12 protein-coding genes are annotated in these 15,502 nt (G+C 71.0%); 6 read left to right on the top strand and 6 right to left on the bottom strand.

From position 1 onward, the window contains the following. Positions 1-3: 3 nt before the first annotated feature. The 4 genes from KF708C_RS24295 to KF708C_RS24280 form a co-directional block, all read right to left on the bottom strand. Positions 4-1,719, bottom strand: a complete 1,716-nt coding sequence (locus KF708C_RS24295; protein WP_231586570.1) for a chorismate-binding protein — start codon at positions 1,717-1,719, stop codon at positions 4-6. A 341-nt stretch (positions 1,720-2,060) separates the two neighbouring features. After that, on the bottom strand, positions 2,061-3,206 hold the full coding sequence (gene dnaJ / locus KF708C_RS24290) for a molecular chaperone DnaJ (RefSeq protein WP_020204173.1): 1,146 nt from the start codon (positions 3,204-3,206) through the stop codon (positions 2,061-2,063). Positions 3,207-3,394: 188 nt separating this feature from the next. Continuing rightward, positions 3,395-5,353, bottom strand: a complete 1,959-nt coding sequence (gene dnaK / locus KF708C_RS24285) for a molecular chaperone DnaK (protein WP_059413539.1) — start codon at positions 5,351-5,353, stop codon at positions 3,395-3,397. A 213-nt stretch (positions 5,354-5,566) separates the two neighbouring features. After that, complete coding sequence (locus KF708C_RS24280) at positions 5,567-6,130, bottom strand: cob(I)yrinic acid a,c-diamide adenosyltransferase (RefSeq protein ID WP_059413538.1); 564 nt, start codon at positions 6,128-6,130, stop codon at positions 5,567-5,569. A 233-nt stretch (positions 6,131-6,363) separates the two neighbouring features. On the opposite strand from KF708C_RS24280, the gene KF708C_RS24275 reads away from it, so the two are divergent. The 6 genes from KF708C_RS24275 (at position 6,364) to glcF (ending at position 13,922) form a co-directional block, all read left to right on the top strand. Continuing rightward, positions 6,364-7,782: an FAD-binding oxidoreductase gene (locus KF708C_RS24275; RefSeq protein ID WP_059413537.1), complete on the top strand. Its 1,419-nt coding sequence runs from the start codon at positions 6,364-6,366 to the stop codon at positions 7,780-7,782. A 9-nt stretch (positions 7,783-7,791) separates the two neighbouring features. Beyond that, positions 7,792-8,682: a LysR substrate-binding domain-containing protein gene (locus tag KF708C_RS24270; RefSeq protein WP_020204168.1), complete on the top strand. Its 891-nt coding sequence runs from the start codon at positions 7,792-7,794 to the stop codon at positions 8,680-8,682. Positions 8,683-8,987: 305 nt separating this feature from the next. Then, positions 8,988-10,481, top strand: coding sequence for an FAD-linked oxidase C-terminal domain-containing protein (locus KF708C_RS24265; RefSeq protein ID WP_020204167.1), 1,494 nt, complete (start codon positions 8,988-8,990; stop codon positions 10,479-10,481). Positions 10,482-10,483: 2 nt separating this feature from the next. Beyond that, positions 10,484-11,464 (top strand): ion transporter, encoded by a 981-nt coding sequence (locus KF708C_RS24260; RefSeq protein ID WP_059413536.1) that lies wholly within the window; start codon positions 10,484-10,486, stop codon positions 11,462-11,464. Between the two features lie 47 nt (positions 11,465-11,511). Further along, positions 11,512-12,609 (top strand): glycolate oxidase subunit GlcE, encoded by a 1,098-nt coding sequence (gene glcE, locus KF708C_RS24255; protein WP_059413535.1) that lies wholly within the window; start codon positions 11,512-11,514, stop codon positions 12,607-12,609. Positions 12,610-12,671: 62 nt separating this feature from the next. Continuing rightward, positions 12,672-13,922, top strand: coding sequence for a glycolate oxidase subunit GlcF (gene glcF, locus KF708C_RS24250; RefSeq protein WP_059413534.1), 1,251 nt, complete (start codon positions 12,672-12,674; stop codon positions 13,920-13,922). A 10-nt stretch (positions 13,923-13,932) separates the two neighbouring features. Here the strand turns inward: glcF and KF708C_RS24245 are convergent, their stop codons facing one another. Beyond that, positions 13,933-14,541: a flavin reductase family protein gene (locus tag KF708C_RS24245; protein WP_059413533.1), complete on the bottom strand. Its 609-nt coding sequence runs from the start codon at positions 14,539-14,541 to the stop codon at positions 13,933-13,935. A 1-nt stretch (position 14,542) separates the two neighbouring features. Next, positions 14,543-15,493, bottom strand: a complete 951-nt coding sequence (locus KF708C_RS24240; protein WP_059413532.1) for a carbon-nitrogen hydrolase family protein — start codon at positions 15,491-15,493, stop codon at positions 14,543-14,545. Positions 15,494-15,502: the final 9 nt, after the last annotated feature.

Genomic DNA, 15,502 nt, shown 5'->3' with positions numbered 1-15,502 from the left:
GCCTCAGCCGGCGGCCAGCATCGCCGGCAGCACGCCGCGCAGCGCGTTGGCCAGCGCCAGCGCCTCGCGGCGCGCCAGCATGGCGCGCGTGACCACGGCCTCGCGCGCCGGCCCGCCCAGGTAGCGCGCGCCGTCGGCCAGCACCGCCGCGCGCATCACGCCGGGCAGGATGTGCGCCGCCAGCGGCGGCGTCAGCCACTCGCCATCCACCTTGACGAACACCGAGCTGCGCCCGCCTTCGAGCAGTTCGCCGCGCGTGTTGAAGAACAGGCTGTCGAACGCGCCGGCGCGCTCGGCGGCCTGCCAGCCGGCGTCGAACACGGCGCGCGCGCTGGTCTTGTGGCGGCGCAGCGGGTCCGCGTCCGGCAGCGGCTGCGGCGCCAGCAGCGCCGCGACCGGCGCGGCGGCCAGCGGCGCCAGCGCGCCGTGCGTCACGGCGAGGCCGCCGGCCTTGCCGAGCGCCAGCCGCAGGCGCCACGCGCCGGCACCCAGGCCGGCCGCGGCCGCGCGCGCCGCCGCGCGCGCGCGCGCGGCGTCGAAAGCGAAACCGAGGCAGGCGGCCGACGCGGCCAGCCGCGCCAGGTGCGCGTCCAGCCGCGGACACGCGCCGTCCTCCACGCGCAGGGTCTCGAACAGCGTGAAGCCCGGATCGTGCGCGGTCAGGAAGCGGGCCTTCCAGCCGCATTCGGCGTACTCGCCGGCCGCGTCGCTGTCGTGGACGATGCCGCCGCCCACGCCCATCTCGCCCGCGCGCAGGCCGTCGGCGCGCGGCGCGCCCAGCACCAGCGTGCGAATCGCCACCGACAGCGCGAAGGCGCCCGGGAACGCCACCGGCGCCGGCGCGTCGATCCAGCCGATCGCGCCGGTATAGAGCCCGCGCGGCGACGGCTCCAGCTCGCCGATGATCTGCATCGTGCGCCGCTTGGGCGCGCCGGTGATCGAGCCGCACGGGAACAGCGCGCGCAGCAGCCCGGCCAGGCTCGTGCCGGGACGCGCGGTGGCGGTCACGGTGGACGTCATCTGCAGCACCTGCCCGAACGGCTCGACCACGAAGCGCGCCGGCACCGCCACCGTGCCCGGCACCGCCACGCGGCCCAGGTCGTTGCGCAGCAGGTCCACGATCATCACGTTCTCGGCGCGGTTCTTGGCGTCGGCGGCCAGCGCCGCGGCGGCTGCGGCATCGCGCGCGGGGTCGCCGCTGCGCGGCGCGGTGCCCTTCATCGGCCGCGTGAGCAGATGGCCTTGCCCGTCATGACGCACGAACAGCTCCGGCGACAGCGACAGCACCCAGCCGTCGCCGGGCAGGCGCGCCAGCACGGCGTAGGGCACCGGCTGCGCCGCGCGCAGCGCCGCATAGAGCGCCGCCGGCGCGCCGAACGCACCGAAGCGCAGGCGCTGGGTGAAATTGACCTGGTAGGTGTCGCCGGCCTCGATCCACGCATGGATGCGGGCGATGGCCGCGTGGAAGGCCGCCTCCGTGGTATCGGAAGCGATCTCCATCACGCCGGCCGGCGCGTCGCCCTGTTCGCCGGCCAGCCACGACGCGACCGCCCGCGTGTCCAGCCTGCGCATCCGCCGGAACCACAGCAGCCGCAGCGCGCCGTCGTGGAACGGCAGCGCCTGGTCCGCGGCCACCGCCACGCCGAGCAGCGGGCCGCCGAATTCGTAGGGCGCGAACAGCGTGGCATGCCAGCCCTGGCGCCAGCCCTCGGCCAGCATGGCGTCGAGCGCATCGAGCGCGGCGCCGCCGGGCAGCACGTCCTCGCGCACGAAGCCGGTGTACAGGCGCGAGACCGCCTCGCCGGGCGCGGCGGTGGCGTCGTCGAGCAGGACGAACGGTTCGGGCGAAGCGGAAGGGGAAGCGGAGGGGGAAGCGGGAAGAACTGCCACGGGGAAATCACCAGCGTCGGTTGGGGCGGCCGCGAAACGCGGCGATATCGCATTATCGCGCGCTGCACACGCAGGAACCGCCAGCGGCAAAACCCGCCACCAGCCCCCCCAAAAAAAAAGCCGGCCACGCCGTCAAGCGTGGCCGGCCACTCGCCGCGAGCCGAACCGGCTCAGCTGAAGAAGCTCTTCACCTTGTCCAGCCAGGATTGCTCCTGCGGGCTGTGGCGCGAGCCGCCCTCGTGCACCGAGCGGTCGAACTGGCGCAGGATGTCCTTCTGCGCCTCGGTCAGCTTGACCGGCGTTTCCACGTTCACGTGCACGTAGAGGTCGCCCGGATAACCCGAGCGCACGCCCTTGATGCCCTTGCCGCGCAGGCGGAAGGTCTTGCCGGCCTGGGTGCCTTCGGGCACCGGGAAGCTGGCCTTGCCGCCCAACGTGGGCACTTCCAGGTCGCCGCCCAGCGCCGCGGTGGCGAACGAGATCGGCATCTGGCAGTGCAGGTCGTCGCCGTCGCGCTCGAACACCGCGTGCGGGCGGATGTGCACTTCCACGTACAGATCGCCCGGGGGGCCGCCGTTGATGCCCGGCTCGCCGTTGCCCGAGGAGCGGATGCGCATGCCCTCGTCGATGCCGGCGGGGATCTTCACTTCCAGCGTCTTCTGCGACTTGATCTTGCCCTGGCCGTGGCACTTGGTGCACGGCTTGGGGATATGCTTGCCGGTGCCGTGGCACTTCGGGCAGGTCTGCTGCATCGAGAAGAAGCCCTGCGACACGCGCACCTGGCCCGCGCCGTGGCAGGTCGGGCAGGTCTCGACGTTGGTACCGGGCTCGGCGCCGTTGCCGTGGCAGTGCTCGCACTCGTCCCAGTGCGGCACGCGGATCTGCGCCTCGTGGCCGTGCGCGGCCTGCTCGAGCGAGATCTCCATGCTGTAGCGCAGGTCGGCGCCGCGGTACACCTGCGGGCCGCCGCCGCTGCGGCGCCCGGCGCCCTGGCCCTGCTGGCCGAAGATGTCGCCGAAGATGTCGCCGAAGGCCTCGGCGAAACCGCCGTAGCCCTGGCCGCCGCCGCCGAAGCCGCCCGCCATGTTGGGGTCGACGCCGGCGTGGCCGTACTGGTCGTAGGCCGCCTTCTTCTCGGGGTCGGAGAGCATCTCGTAGGCCTCCTTGACCTCCTTGAATTTCTCCTCCGAATCCTTGCTGTCCGGATTGCGGTCCGGGTGGTGCTTCATCGCCAGCTTGCGATACGCCTTCTTGATATCGTCGTCGCTGGCGTTCTTGCCCACCCCGAGCACTTCGTAGTAGTCACGTTTTGCCATGGTGGCTGATTACCTGATTGGCCCCGCGGCGCGTGTGAGACCCGCCCGGGCAAATAGCAAAGAAAATAGCAAAAAAGCCGAGCGCGGCATCCGACGGCGGTAATCCGCTTGGTCCGATGTCCGTCGCCCGGCGTGGGGACAGGGGCTGGCGGCGGTGCCGCGCACCGCGCCCCTCCCCAGCTCATCCATTACTTCTTGTCGTTGACTTCCTTGAATTCGGCGTCCACGACGTTGTCGTCCTGCGGCTGGGCCTGCTGGTGCTGGCCGGCACCCGCGCCCGCGGCACCGGCCGCGCCCGCGCCGCCCGCTTCGCCGGACTTGGCCTGCATGTCGGCGTAGACGCGCTCGCCCAGCTTCTGGCTGGCCTCGGACAGCGCATTGACCTTGGCGTCGATCTCGGCCTTGTCGCCGCCGCGCGCGGCGTCTTCCAGTTCCTTGATCGCGGCTTCGATCTTTTCCTTCTCGCCCGCCTCGAGCTTGTCGCCGTATTCGGCGACCGCCTTCTTGGTCGAGTGGATCAGCGCGTCGGCCTGGTTGCGGGCGTCAGCCAGCTCGCGGGCCTTCTTGTCTTCCTCGGCGTTGGCCTCGGCGTCCTTCACCATGCGCTGGATCTCGTCTTCCGACAGGCCCGAGTTCGCCTTGATGGTGATGCGGTTTTCCTTGCCGGTCGCCTTGTCCTTGGCGCCCACGTGCAGGATGCCGTTGGCGTCGATGTCGAACGACACTTCGATCTGCGGCAGGCCGCGCGGCGCCGGGGCGATGCCCTCGAGGTTGAACTCGCCCAGCAGCTTGTTGCCGGTGGCCATTTCGCGCTCGCCCTGGAACACCTTGATGGTCACGGCCGGCTGGTTGTCGTCGGCGGTCGAGAACACCTGCGCATGCTTGGTCGGGATGGTGGTGTTCTTGGTGATCATCTTGGTCATCACGCCGCCCAGGGTCTCGATGCCCAGCGACAGCGGCGTCACGTCCAGCAGCAGCACGTCCTTGCGGTCGCCCGACAGCACCGAGCCCTGGATCGCGGCGCCCACGGCCACGGCTTCGTCAGGGTTCACGTCCTTGCGCGCTTCCTTGCCGAAGAACTCCTTGACCTGCTCCTGCACCTTGGGCATGCGGGTCATGCCGCCGACCAGGATCACGTCGTCGATCTCGCTGACCTTGACGCCGGCATCCTTGATCGCGATGCGGCACGGCTCGATGGTGCGGGTGATCAGCTCTTCCACCAGCGCTTCGAGCTTGGCGCGCGTCATCTTCAGGTTCAAGTGCTTCGGGCCCGAGGCGTCCGCCGTGATGTACGGCAGGTTGATCTCGGTCTGCTGCGAACTCGACAGTTCGATCTTGGCCTTTTCCGCGGCTTCCTTCAGGCGCTGCAGCGCGAGCACGTCCTTGGACAGGTCGACGCCCTGGTCCTTCTTGAACTCGCTGATGATGTAGTCGATGATGCGCTGGTCGAAGTCTTCGCCGCCCAGGAAGGTGTCGCCGTTGGTCGACAGCACTTCGAACTGCTTCTCGCCGTCCACGTCCGCGATCTCGATGATCGAGATGTCGAAGGTGCCGCCGCCGAGGTCATACACGGCGATCTTGCGATCGCCCTTCTCGTTCTTGTCGAGGCCGAACGCCAGCGCGGCCGCGGTCGGCTCGTTGATGATGCGCTTGACGTCGAGGCCGGCGATGCGGCCGGCGTCCTTGGTGGCCTGGCGCTGCGAGTCGTTGAAGTAGGCCGGCACGGTGATCACGGCTTCGGTCACCGGCTCGCCGAGGTAGTCCTCGGCCGTCTTCTTCATCTTGCGCAGCACTTCGGCGGACACCTGCGGCGGCGCCAGCTTCTGGTCGCGCACCGACACCCATGCGTCGCCGTTGTCAGCCTTGACGATGGAGTACGGCATCAGGCCGATGTCCTTCTGCACTTCCTTTTCTTCGAACTTGCGGCCGATCAGGCGCTTCACCGCGTACAGGGTGTTGCGCGGATTGGTCACCGCCTGGCGCTTGGCCGGCGCGCCCACCAGGATCTCGCCATCTTCCATGTAGGCGATGATCGACGGGGTGGTGCGGGTGCCTTCGGCGTTTTCGATCACCTTGGGCGTATTGCCTTCCATGATCGCGACACAGCTATTGGTGGTACCGAGGTCGATACCGATGATCTTACCCATTTATTCTCTCCTCTTGAGCCCCGCTATCCGCGGGCGCTGCAATTCGTCCTGGAGTCGGAAATGTGGCCGTCCGGGGCCATTTCAAGGGCCGGACGCGCAATTCCGAGTAATTTTCTCGGTTTTTCCGGGCGCATCGCGGCAGGACGGCGGCCGGCCGGCGGGGCGGCCCGCGCGCCGGCGGGCGCCGGCGGGCGCCGGCCCGTTTTTTGTGCCTTATTTGTCACTTTCCGCGGCACGGCCGCGCTGCCACAGCACGTCGCCGCCGCCGCCGGCGCGGTTCAGCACGCGCGCCAGCACGAACAGCAGGTCGGAGAGCCGGTTCAGGTACTGGCGCGGCGCCTCGTTGAGCGCCTCCTGCCCGCCCAGCGCCACCAGCGCCCGCTCGGCGCGCCGGCACACCGTGCGGCAGACGTGCGCCACCGCCGCGGCGCGGCTGCCGCCGGGCAGGATGAACTCGGCCAGGCGCGGCAGGCCGGCGTTGTAGTGCGCCAGCCAGTCGTCCAGTTGCAGCACCTGTTCCGGCTTGACCAGCACGTAGCCGGGGATGGACAGCTCGCCGCCGAGGTCGAACAGGTCGTGCTGGATGTGCAGCAGCGCCGCGCGCACCTCGTCGGGCAGCGTTTCGGCCAGCAGCACGCCGAGATGGGAATTGAGCTCGTCGACGTCGCCGATGGCGGCGATGCGCAGGCTGTCCTTGCCGGTGCGGCTGCCGTCGCCGAGGCCGGTGGTGCCGCCGTCCCCGGTGCGGGTGGCGATCTTGGTCAGGCGGTTGCCCATGCGGGTCTCCTGCGGTGGCAATCCCGCATTATGGCGCCCATCGGCGCCGCGGCGGCGGCGGTCGCGCGCATGCCGGGCGCCGGCGCCCGATGTGCTGTGGCGGACAGGCGCGGCGTAGAATAGCGGGATTCGCCCGCGACGCCAGCGGGCACCAGTGCCGGCACCGACGCGCGCCGCCCGCTCCCGGGCAGCGCCGCGCGGCAGCCTGCCGCCGCAGTCCCGCCGGAGACACCATGAACCATCCCACCCCCCACGCGGCGCTGGCGCGCCAGCCGCTGCCGGCCGCCGTGCGCGAGGCCCTGCAGGCCCGTTTCGGCGAGCGCTTCTCCACCTCCGCCGGCGTGTGCGAGCACCACGGGCGCGACGAGTCGCCGTTCCCGCCGGCCGCGCCGGACGGCGTGGTGTTCGCCCACAGCACCGAGGAAGTGGCCGAGGTGGCGCGCCTGTGCAACGCGCACCGCGTGCCGCTGATCCCCTACGGCGCCGGCTCCTCGCTCGAGGGCCACCTGCTGGCGGTGGCCGGCGGCATCAGCCTCGACCTGTCGCAGATGAACCGCGTGCTGTCGGTGCAGGCCGAGGACCTGAACGTGACCGTGCAGCCGGGCGTGACCCGCAAGCAGCTCAACCAGGAAATCAAGGACAGCGGCCTGTTCTTCCCGATCGATCCGGGCGCCGACGCCTCGCTGGGCGGCATGTGCGCCACGCGCGCCTCCGGGACCAACGCGGTGCGCTACGGCACCATGCGCGAGAACGTGCTGGCGCTGACCGTGGTCATGGCCGACGGCCGCATCGTCAAGACCGGCACGCACGCGCGCAAGTCGTCCGCCGGCTACGACCTGACCCGCCTGATGATCGGCAGCGAAGGCACGCTGGGCATCATCACCGAGGTCACGGTGCGGCTCTACCCGCAGCCCGAGGCCATCTCCGCCGCCATCTGCGCGTTCCCCAGCATGGGCAGCGCGGTGCGGGCGGTGATCGACACCATCCAGCTCGGCGTGCCGGTGGCGCGCGTGGAGTTCGTCGACGCGCTGGCCATCCGCGCCATCAACCGGCACGACAACCTGTCCATGCCGGAGATGCCGCACCTGTTCTTCGAGTTCCACGGCACCGAAGCCGGCGTCAGGGAGCAGGCCGAGACCGTGCAGCAGATCGCCGCCGAGCACGGCGGCCAGGGCTTCGAGTGGGCCACCCGGCCGGAAGACCGCAGCCGCCTGTGGAACGCGCGCCATACCGCCTACTTCGCCATGCTCCAGCTCAAGCCGGGCTGCCGCGCCGTCACCACCGACGTGTGCGTGCCGATCTCGCGGCTGGCCGAGTGCGTGAGCGAGACCGAGCGCGACCTCGCCGCCTCCACGCTGCCCTGCCCGATCGTCGGCCACGTCGGCGACGGCAACTTCCACGTGGCGATCCTGACCGACCCGGCCAGGCCCGAGGAGCTGGCCGAGGCCGAGACCATCAACCGGCGCATCGTCGAGCGCGCGCTGGCCCTGGGCGGCACCTGCACCGGCGAGCACGGCGTGGGCCTGCACAAGATGGACTTCCTGGTCAGCGAGCACGGCGAGGATGCGCTGGACCTGATGCGCGCCATCAAGAACGCGCTCGATCCCAACCACATCCTCAACCCGGGCAAGATCTTCCGCGCGACGCGCTAGGGGCCGCGCATGGCCGCCGTGTTCAACCGCGTCCCGCCGCTGCACCTGCTGATCGCGTTCGAGGCCGCCGCCCGCCTGGGCAGCTTCGCGCGCGCGGCGGAGGAGCTGTCGGTCACGCCCAGCGCCGTGTCGCACCGCATCAAGAACCTCGAGGAGCTGTGGGGCGAGGACCTGTTCGTGCGCTCCAACGCCGCGCTGCGGCTGACCGCCGCCGGCACGCGCTACCTGCGCAACGTGCAGGACGCGCTCAAGTCCCTCAACGAGCTGGCGCGGCCCGAGTACAACAAGCAGCGCACGCGCCTGCGCGTGGCGATCCCGCCCACCTTCGGCCGCCAGCACCTGGTGCCGCGCCTGCCCGAGTTCACCGCGCTGTACCCGCACATCGACACCGAGCTGCACCTGGCCATCCCGTTCCTCGACGTGAAGGCCGAGGACACCGACGTGGAGATCCGCTACGGCACCGGCCGCTACCCGGACCTGAAGACCACCAGGCTGCTGGTCGAGCCGGTGTTCCCGGCCTGCGGGCGCGAATACTACGAGCACATCGACGGCCGCTCGGTCACGCGGCCCGAGCACCTGCACAACCTGGTGCTGCTGCGCAGCCCGCTGGAGCCGTGGAAGCCGTGGTTCGAGACCGCCGGGCTGGACTGGCCCGAGCCGCAGACCGGCCCGCAGTTCAACGACATCGGCCTGATGCTGGAGGCCATCGCCTCCAACCAGGGCGTGGCGCTGGTGCGCCAGCGCATGGCCCGCCACTGGCTGGCGCTGGGCCAGATGGTGCGCCTGCTCGACATCGAATCGGTCTCGCCGCACGGCTACTACATCGTCGAGCGCGAGCAGGCGCCGCTCAAGCCCGAGGCGCGCTATTTCGTCGACTGGCTGCTGGGGCTGGAGTGGTAGCGGCGTAGCCGGCCATGCCGGGGCGGGGCGCCGGGATGTGGCGCCGGAGAGCCGCCGGCGGTGGCCACCGACATGGCCGCCGGCATGGCAGCCGGCGCCCGCTGCCGGTGCTAAGCTGAAATCGCGCGGCGCCCGCGCCGGGCCCTGCCAGGTTCCGGCGCGCCGCCGGCATGAGCGATTTTGATCGGCCTGCCATGCGGAATTCACGTCGCCGCCATGCTGCGCGGCGGCGCGGCTGCGCTATAGTCCTTGCTCCCCACCCGCTCGCGCCCCGCGCCGCGCCCGCGGCCACTACAGGAGTTGTCATGAACGCCCCGCACGAAGTCTCCCTGGTCACCGACGACAGCCGCCGCGCGGCGCTGCTCGAAGGCCTGGCGAAAATCCTGCCCGATGCGGCCCTGTTGTGGAAGCCCGAGGACACCGCGCCCTACGAATGCGATGGCCTGGCCGCCTACCGCCAGTTGCCGGTGGCCGTGGTGCTGCCCGACAGCGAAGAACAGGTCTGCGCCATCCTGCGCCTGTGCCATGCGCTGCAGGTGCCGGTGGTGCCGCGCGGCGCGGGCACCAGCCTGTCCGGCGGCGCCATGCCGATCGCCACCGGGCTGGTGCTGTCGCTGGCCAAGTTCAAGCGCATCGTCGGCGTGGATGCGCGCGCGCGCACGGCGGTGGTCCAGCCGGGCGTGCGCAACCTGGCCATCTCCGAGGCCGCCGCGCCCCACGGCCTCTATTACGCACCCGACCCGTCCTCGCAGATCGCCTGCACCATCGGCGGCAACGTCAGCGAGAACTCGGGCGGCGTGCATTGCCTCAAGTACGGCCTCACGGTGCACAACGTGCTGCGCGTGCGCGCGGTCACGATGGCCGGCGAGGTGGTGGAGTTCGGCTCCGAGGCGCCCGACGCGCCCGGGCTGGACCTGCTGGCCGCGATGATCGGCTCGGAGGGCATGCTGGCGGTCGTCACCGAAGTGACCGTCAAGCTGATCCCCAAGCCGCAACTGGCACAGGTCATCATGGCCAGCTTCGACGACGTGGCCAAGGGCGGCAACGCGGTGGCCGACGTGATCGGCGCGGGCATCATCCCGGCCGGGCTGGAGATGATGGACAAGCCCGCCACCGCGGCCGTGGAAGAATTCGTGCGCGCCGGCTACGACCTCGACGCCGCCGCCATCCTGCTGTGCGAGTCCGACGGCACCACCGAGGAAGTGGCCGAGGAGATCGAGCGCATGAGCGAGGTGCTGCGCGCCTCGGGCGCCACGCGCATCGCCGTGTCGCAGAGCGAGTCGGAGCGGCTGCGCTTCTGGAGCGGGCGCAAGAACGCCTTCCCCGCGGCCGGCCGCATCTCGCCGGACTACTACTGCATGGACGGCACCATCCCGCGCAAGCACATCGGCACGCTGCTCACGCGCATCGAGGAAATGGAGCGCAAGTACGGGCTGCGCTGCATGAACGTGTTCCATGCCGGCGACGGCAACATGCACCCGCTGATCCTGTTCGACGGCGCCGACCAGGACCAGTGGCACCGCGCCGAGCTGTTCGGCTCGGACATCCTCGAGAGCTGCGTGGAGCTGGGCGGCACCGTCACCGGCGAGCACGGCGTGGGCGTGGAGAAGCTCAACTCGATGTGCGTGCAGTTCTCGCCCGAGGAGCGCGAGATGTTCTTCGCCGTCAAGGCGGCCTTCGACCCGGCGCGCCTGCTCAACCCGGACAAGGCCATCCCCACGCTGGCACGCTGCGCGGAATACGGCCGCATGCACGTCAAGCGCGGCCTGCTGCCGCATCCCGACCTGCCGCGCTTCTGAACATGGCGGGCCACAAAGCCGCCGCGCGCGGCCAGCAGCGACTCACCGCGCAGGTGCGCCAGCGCCTGGGCAAGCCCGAGTCGGGCTGGCGCGAGCGCTGGTACACCATCATCTTCGAGGCCGACACGCACGCCGGGCGGCTGTTCGACATCGCGCTGCTGCTGTGCATCGTGGCCAGCGTGCTGGTGGTGGTGTTCGACAGCCTGCCGGCGGTCAGCCAGCGCCTGGGCACCGCGTTCACGGCGGCGGAGTGGCTGTTCACGCTGGTGTTCACGGCCGAGTACGTGATGCGCATCCTGGTGGTGCGCCGCCCGCTGCGCTATGTGTTCAGCTTCTTCGGCGTGGTGGACTTCCTGTCGATCATCCCGACCTGGCTGGCCTTCTTCGTGCCGGAACTGGCCTTCCTGATCGACGTGCGCCTGCTGCGGCTGCTGCGCGTGTTCCGGATCCTCAAGCTGACGGTGTACTTCGAGGAGGCGCAGATCCTGTACCGCGCGCTGGCCAACAGCCGGCGCAAGATCTTCGTGTTCCTTGCCACGGTGTTCATCATCACCGTGATCCTGGGCACCGTGATGTACGTGGTGGAAGGCCCGCAGCACGGCTTCACCAGCATCCCGGTGAGCATGTACTGGGCGGTGGTGACGCTGACCACGACCGGCTTCGGCGACATGGTGCCGAAGACGCCGCTGGGGCAGTTCATCACCTCGCTGACCATCCTGCTGGGCTACGGCATCATCGCCTTCCCGACCGGCATCGTCGGCGCCGAGCTGGCCGCCAGCATCCTGAAGCGGCCGCTGACCACGCGCACCTGCACGCACTGCCTGAGCGAGGGGCACGACCCCGACGCGGCCTACTGCAAGCACTGCGGCAGCGCGCTGCCGCCGTACCGGGAAGACCACGACGAGCGCGACGAGCGCGACAGGCAAGACGAAAACGCGGGTGGCGGCAAACCCGCGCCCGCCGCCAGGACACCGCCAGGCTGACCCGCCCTCGCCCACAAAACCCACACAACCAGAACCAGCCAGCACCCATGCCAGCCGACCAGCAAGCCACCCTCGACGCCTTCCGCGACACCATCCGGCGCGCCACGGACGCGCGCACGCCGCTGCGCCTGCGCGGCGGCGGCAGCAAGGATTTCTACGGCCAGCAATTGCAGGGCGAGGTGCTCGACACGCGCGGCTACAGCGGCATCGTCGACTACGACCCGCCCGAGCTGGTGATCACCGCGCGCTGCGGCACGCCGCTGGCCGAGATCGAGGCGGCGCTGGCCGAGCGCCGCCAGATGCTGGCCTTCGAGCCGCCGCATTTCGGCGCCGGCGCCACGCTCGGCGGCGCGGTCGCGGCGGGCCTGTCCGGCCCGCGCCGGCAGGCCGTGGGCGCGCTGCGCGACTTCGTGCTCGGCGTGCAGGTGATGGACGGCCGCGGCGACATCCTCGGCTTCGGCGGCCAGGTCATGAAGAACGTGGCGGGCTACGACGTCTCGCGCCTGATGGCCGGCTCGCTGGGCACGCTGGGGCTGATCCTGGAAGTCTCGCTCAAGGTGCTGCCGGTGCCGTTCGACGAGGCCACGCTGCGCTTCGCGCTGGGCGAGGCCGAGGCGCTCGAGCGCCTCAACCAGTGGGGCGGCCAGCCGCTGCCGGTGGCCGCCTCGGCCTGGCACGACGGCACGCTGCACCTGCGCCTGTCGGGCGCGGCCGCCGCGGTGCGCGCCGCGCGCGAGCGCCTGGGCGGCGAGGCCGTGGCGCCGGACCAGGCCGGCGCGCTGTGGCAGGCGCTGCGCGAGCAGCAGCACCCGTTCTTCGCCCCGGTGCAGGCGGGCCGCGCGCTGTGGCGCGTCGCCGTGCCCACCACCGCCGCGCCGCTGGCGCTGCCGGGCGGCCAGTTGATCGAATGGGGCGGCGGCCAGCGCTGGTGGCTGGGCGGCGCCGACAGCGCCGCCGATGCCGCCGCCGTGCGCGCGGCCGCCGCCGCCGCGGGCGGCCACGCCACGCTGTTCCGCAACGGCGACAAGGCCGCCGGCGTGTTCACACCGCTGGCCGCGCCGCTGGAGGCGATCCACCAGCGCCTCAAGGCCAGCTTCGACCCCGCCGGCATCTTCAACCCGCGGCGCATGTACGCCGGCTTCTGAGCCGCGCGCCAGGCAACCCATTCCCCAGCATCCCGAGCAAAGGCACCGGAGAGTCCCCCACCATGCAAACCACCCTGGCCGAGTTCCTGCGCGGCACGCCCGAAGGCGAAGAGGCCAAGTCCATCGTCGGCAAGTGCGTGCACTGCGGCTTCTGCACCGCCACCTGCCCCACCTACCAGTTGCTCGGCGACGAGCTGGACGGCCCGCGCGGGCGCATCTACCTGATGAAGCAGGTGTTCGAAGGCCAGCCCGTCACCGAAAGCACGCGCCTGCACCTGGACCGCTGCCTGACCTGCCGCAACTGCGAATCGACCTGCCCCTCGGGCGTGCGCTACGGCCGCCTGGTGGACATCGGCCGCAAGGTGGTGGACGAGCGCCTGGCGGCCCAGGGCGTGCAGCGCCCGGCCGGCGAGCGCTTCGCGCGCTGGGCCCTGCGCGAAGGCATCACGCGCCCGGCGCTGTTCGGCCCGGCCATGCGCCTGGGCCAGCGCGTGCGCCCGCTGCTGCCGCAGGCGCTGCGCAACAAGGTGCCGAAGCCGACCGCCGCCGGCGCGTGGCCGCGCAACGCCCACGCGCGCAAGATGGTGCTGCTCGACGGCTGCGTGCAGCCTTCGATGTCGCCCAACATCAACGCCGCCACCGCGCGCGTGTTCGACCGCCTCGGCGTGCAGCTGCTGGTGGCGCGCGAGGCCGGCTGCTGCGGCGCGGTGCGCCACCACACCGGCGACCACGACGGCGGCCTCGACAATGCGCGCCGCAACATCGACGCCTGGTGGCCGCTGGTGGAAGCCGGCGCCGAGGCCATCGTGATGACCTCCTCGGGCTGCGGCGTGATGGTCAAGGAATACGGCCACCTGCTGCGCAACGACGCGCGCTACGCCGAACGCGCGCACCGCATCTCGGCGCTCACGCGCGACCTGTGCGAGCTGCTGCCGGACTTCGCCGACAACCTGCAGGACATGGCCAGCGCCGCGCCGCGCGCCGGCGACGGCCAGCGCGTGGCCTACCACCCGCCCTGCACCCTGCAGCACGGCCAGCAGATCCGCGGCCGCGTGGAGGCGCTGCTGACCGCGCTGGGCGTGGAGGTCAAGCTCTGCGCCGACAGCCACCTGTGCTGCGGCTCGGCCGGTACCTACTCGGTGCTGCAGCCGGCGCTGTCCCAGCGCCTGCGCGACGACAAGCTCGCCAACCTGCAGGCCTCGAAGCCGGACGCCATCGTGTCGGCCAACATCGGCTGCATCACGCACCTGCAGAGCGGCACCGACACGCCGGTGCAGCACTGGATCGAACTGGTGGACCGGCTGCTGGGGTGAGCGGCCGCGGCTAGCCCGGCCGCTCGAGCTGGAACAGATCGGTGGAGCGCGCATACCAGCCGCTGCCGTGCATGCGGCTGATCAGGTCCAGCGCCGGCGCGTCGATGTAGCCCCGCGCGGGATCGAGCAGCACGTCGTCCCTCACGTGCATCGACAACACCCTGCCGATGACCACGAACTGGCCGGGGCCGGTCATGATGCTGGTGTGGCTGGCGCACTCGAGCGCCACCGGGCAGCCGTCGATCCGCGGCGGACGCACGACCCTCGACGCGAGCGGCGCCAGGCCGGCAAGCGCGATCTCGTCCTCGCCCGGCGGGTAGTCGGCGGCCGTCATGTTCATCGGCCCGGCAAGCGCCGCGGGCACGAGGTTCACCACGAACTCCCCCGTGTCGAGGATGTTCGCCGCCGTGTCCTTGGTTCCGCGGCTCTGGTGCCGGAGCAGTCCCAGCGCGACCGTGGGCGGCTCATGCCCCATCACGTTGAAGAAGCTGTAGGGCGCGGCATTGACGACGCCCTCCTTCGAGACGGTCGTGACCCATGCGATGGGCCGCGGGGTGACCGCCGAGGTCAGCAGGTTGTACACCGTGCGCGCGGGCAACGATCCGAAGTCCAGATCCACCTCACGCCTCCTCGTCGCCCGCGCCGGAAATGCAGGTGAGCGCCGCCTTCGGGCGGGTATCCACGGCGAGGCGGAAGACGTCCGGGCGGGCATAGTGCCCGGCGACGTCGAAGTCGAACTTGCCGCGGATGATCTGCCGCGGATCGACGGTGGCGTACAGCACGGCTTCCCGGTTGAACTCGGGGCCGGCCAGGACCTGGCCGAGCGGATCGACGATGGCGCTGCCGCCGCGCAGCAGGACCGTTTCCGGGGCATCGCCGAGCGCGCACTCCATGTCCTCGGGATAGGCGCCGCGGCGCAGGTACTGGCAGGCGCTCAGCACATAGCAGCGGCCCTCGAGCGCGATATGCCGCATGCTCGGCAGCCAGGTGTCGCGGTCGTCGGCGGTCGGCGCGCAATACAGCGCGACGCCCTTGCCGTACATATACATGCGCAGCATCGGCATGTAGTTTTCCCAGCAGATGACGGCGCCGATGCGGCCGTAGGGCGTGTCGACGACGGGCATCGTCGAGCCGTCGCCGAACCCCCACACCAGCCGCTCGCCGGCGGTCGGCATCAGCTTCCGGTGCTTGGCGACCAGCCCGCTGCTGCCGTGGAAGAACAGCGCGGTGCAGTACAGCGTGCCGCCGTCCGCCTCGATGCACCCGATCACGACGAACGCGTCGCTGTGCGCGACCGCCTCCGCGATCAGCGCCACTTCCTTGCCATCGAGCGCGATGGCCTGTTCGTGGTAGGCCGCGTAGGCGTCGCGGCCCGCGGGCGTGCGCATGCCCACCGGCGCGCCGAAGCTGTTTCCTTTCGGATAGCCGCCCAGGAAGGCTTCGGGAAAGACGATGACCTTGGCGTCCTGCCCGATGGCCTCGCGCACCAGGCGCGCGGCTTTCTCCGCGCAGGCCATGCTGTCGGTGGGAATCGATTCGGCCTGGACGACGGCCACTTTGAATGGGTTCATGATGATTGC

Origin of the sequence: Cupriavidus basilensis, assembly GCF_000876015.1 — a bacterium.
In the GTDB taxonomy this organism is placed as follows: Bacteria; Pseudomonadota; Gammaproteobacteria; order Burkholderiales; family Burkholderiaceae; genus Cupriavidus; species Cupriavidus basilensis_B.
Note: the sequence above shows the minus strand (reverse complement) of the source record. Positions and strands in the feature narration are given on the sequence as shown.

Bases quoted from the DNA above. Each gene is read 5' to 3' on its own strand.
- KF708C_RS24295 (WP_231586570.1), bottom strand. From the start codon at position 1,719: ATGCTGGCCGAGGGCTGGCGCCAGGGCTGGCATGCCACGCTGTTCGCG.
- dnaJ (WP_020204173.1), bottom strand. From the start codon at position 3,206: ATGGCAAAACGTGACTACTACGAAGTGCTCGGGGTGGGCAAGAACGCC.
- dnaK (WP_059413539.1), bottom strand. From the start codon at position 5,353: ATGGGTAAGATCATCGGTATCGACCTCGGTACCACCAATAGCTGTGTC.
- KF708C_RS24280 (WP_059413538.1), bottom strand. From the start codon at position 6,130: ATGGGCAACCGCCTGACCAAGATCGCCACCCGCACCGGGGACGGCGGC.
- KF708C_RS24275 (WP_059413537.1), top strand. From the start codon at position 6,364: ATGAACCATCCCACCCCCCACGCGGCGCTGGCGCGCCAGCCGCTGCCG.
- KF708C_RS24270 (WP_020204168.1), top strand. From the start codon at position 7,792: ATGGCCGCCGTGTTCAACCGCGTCCCGCCGCTGCACCTGCTGATCGCG.
- KF708C_RS24265 (WP_020204167.1), top strand. From the start codon at position 8,988: ATGAACGCCCCGCACGAAGTCTCCCTGGTCACCGACGACAGCCGCCGC.
- KF708C_RS24260 (WP_059413536.1), top strand. From the start codon at position 10,484: ATGGCGGGCCACAAAGCCGCCGCGCGCGGCCAGCAGCGACTCACCGCG.
- glcE (WP_059413535.1), top strand. From the start codon at position 11,512: ATGCCAGCCGACCAGCAAGCCACCCTCGACGCCTTCCGCGACACCATC.
- glcF (WP_059413534.1), top strand. From the start codon at position 12,672: ATGCAAACCACCCTGGCCGAGTTCCTGCGCGGCACGCCCGAAGGCGAA.
- KF708C_RS24240 (WP_059413532.1), bottom strand. From the start codon at position 15,493: ATGAACCCATTCAAAGTGGCCGTCGTCCAGGCCGAATCGATTCCCACC.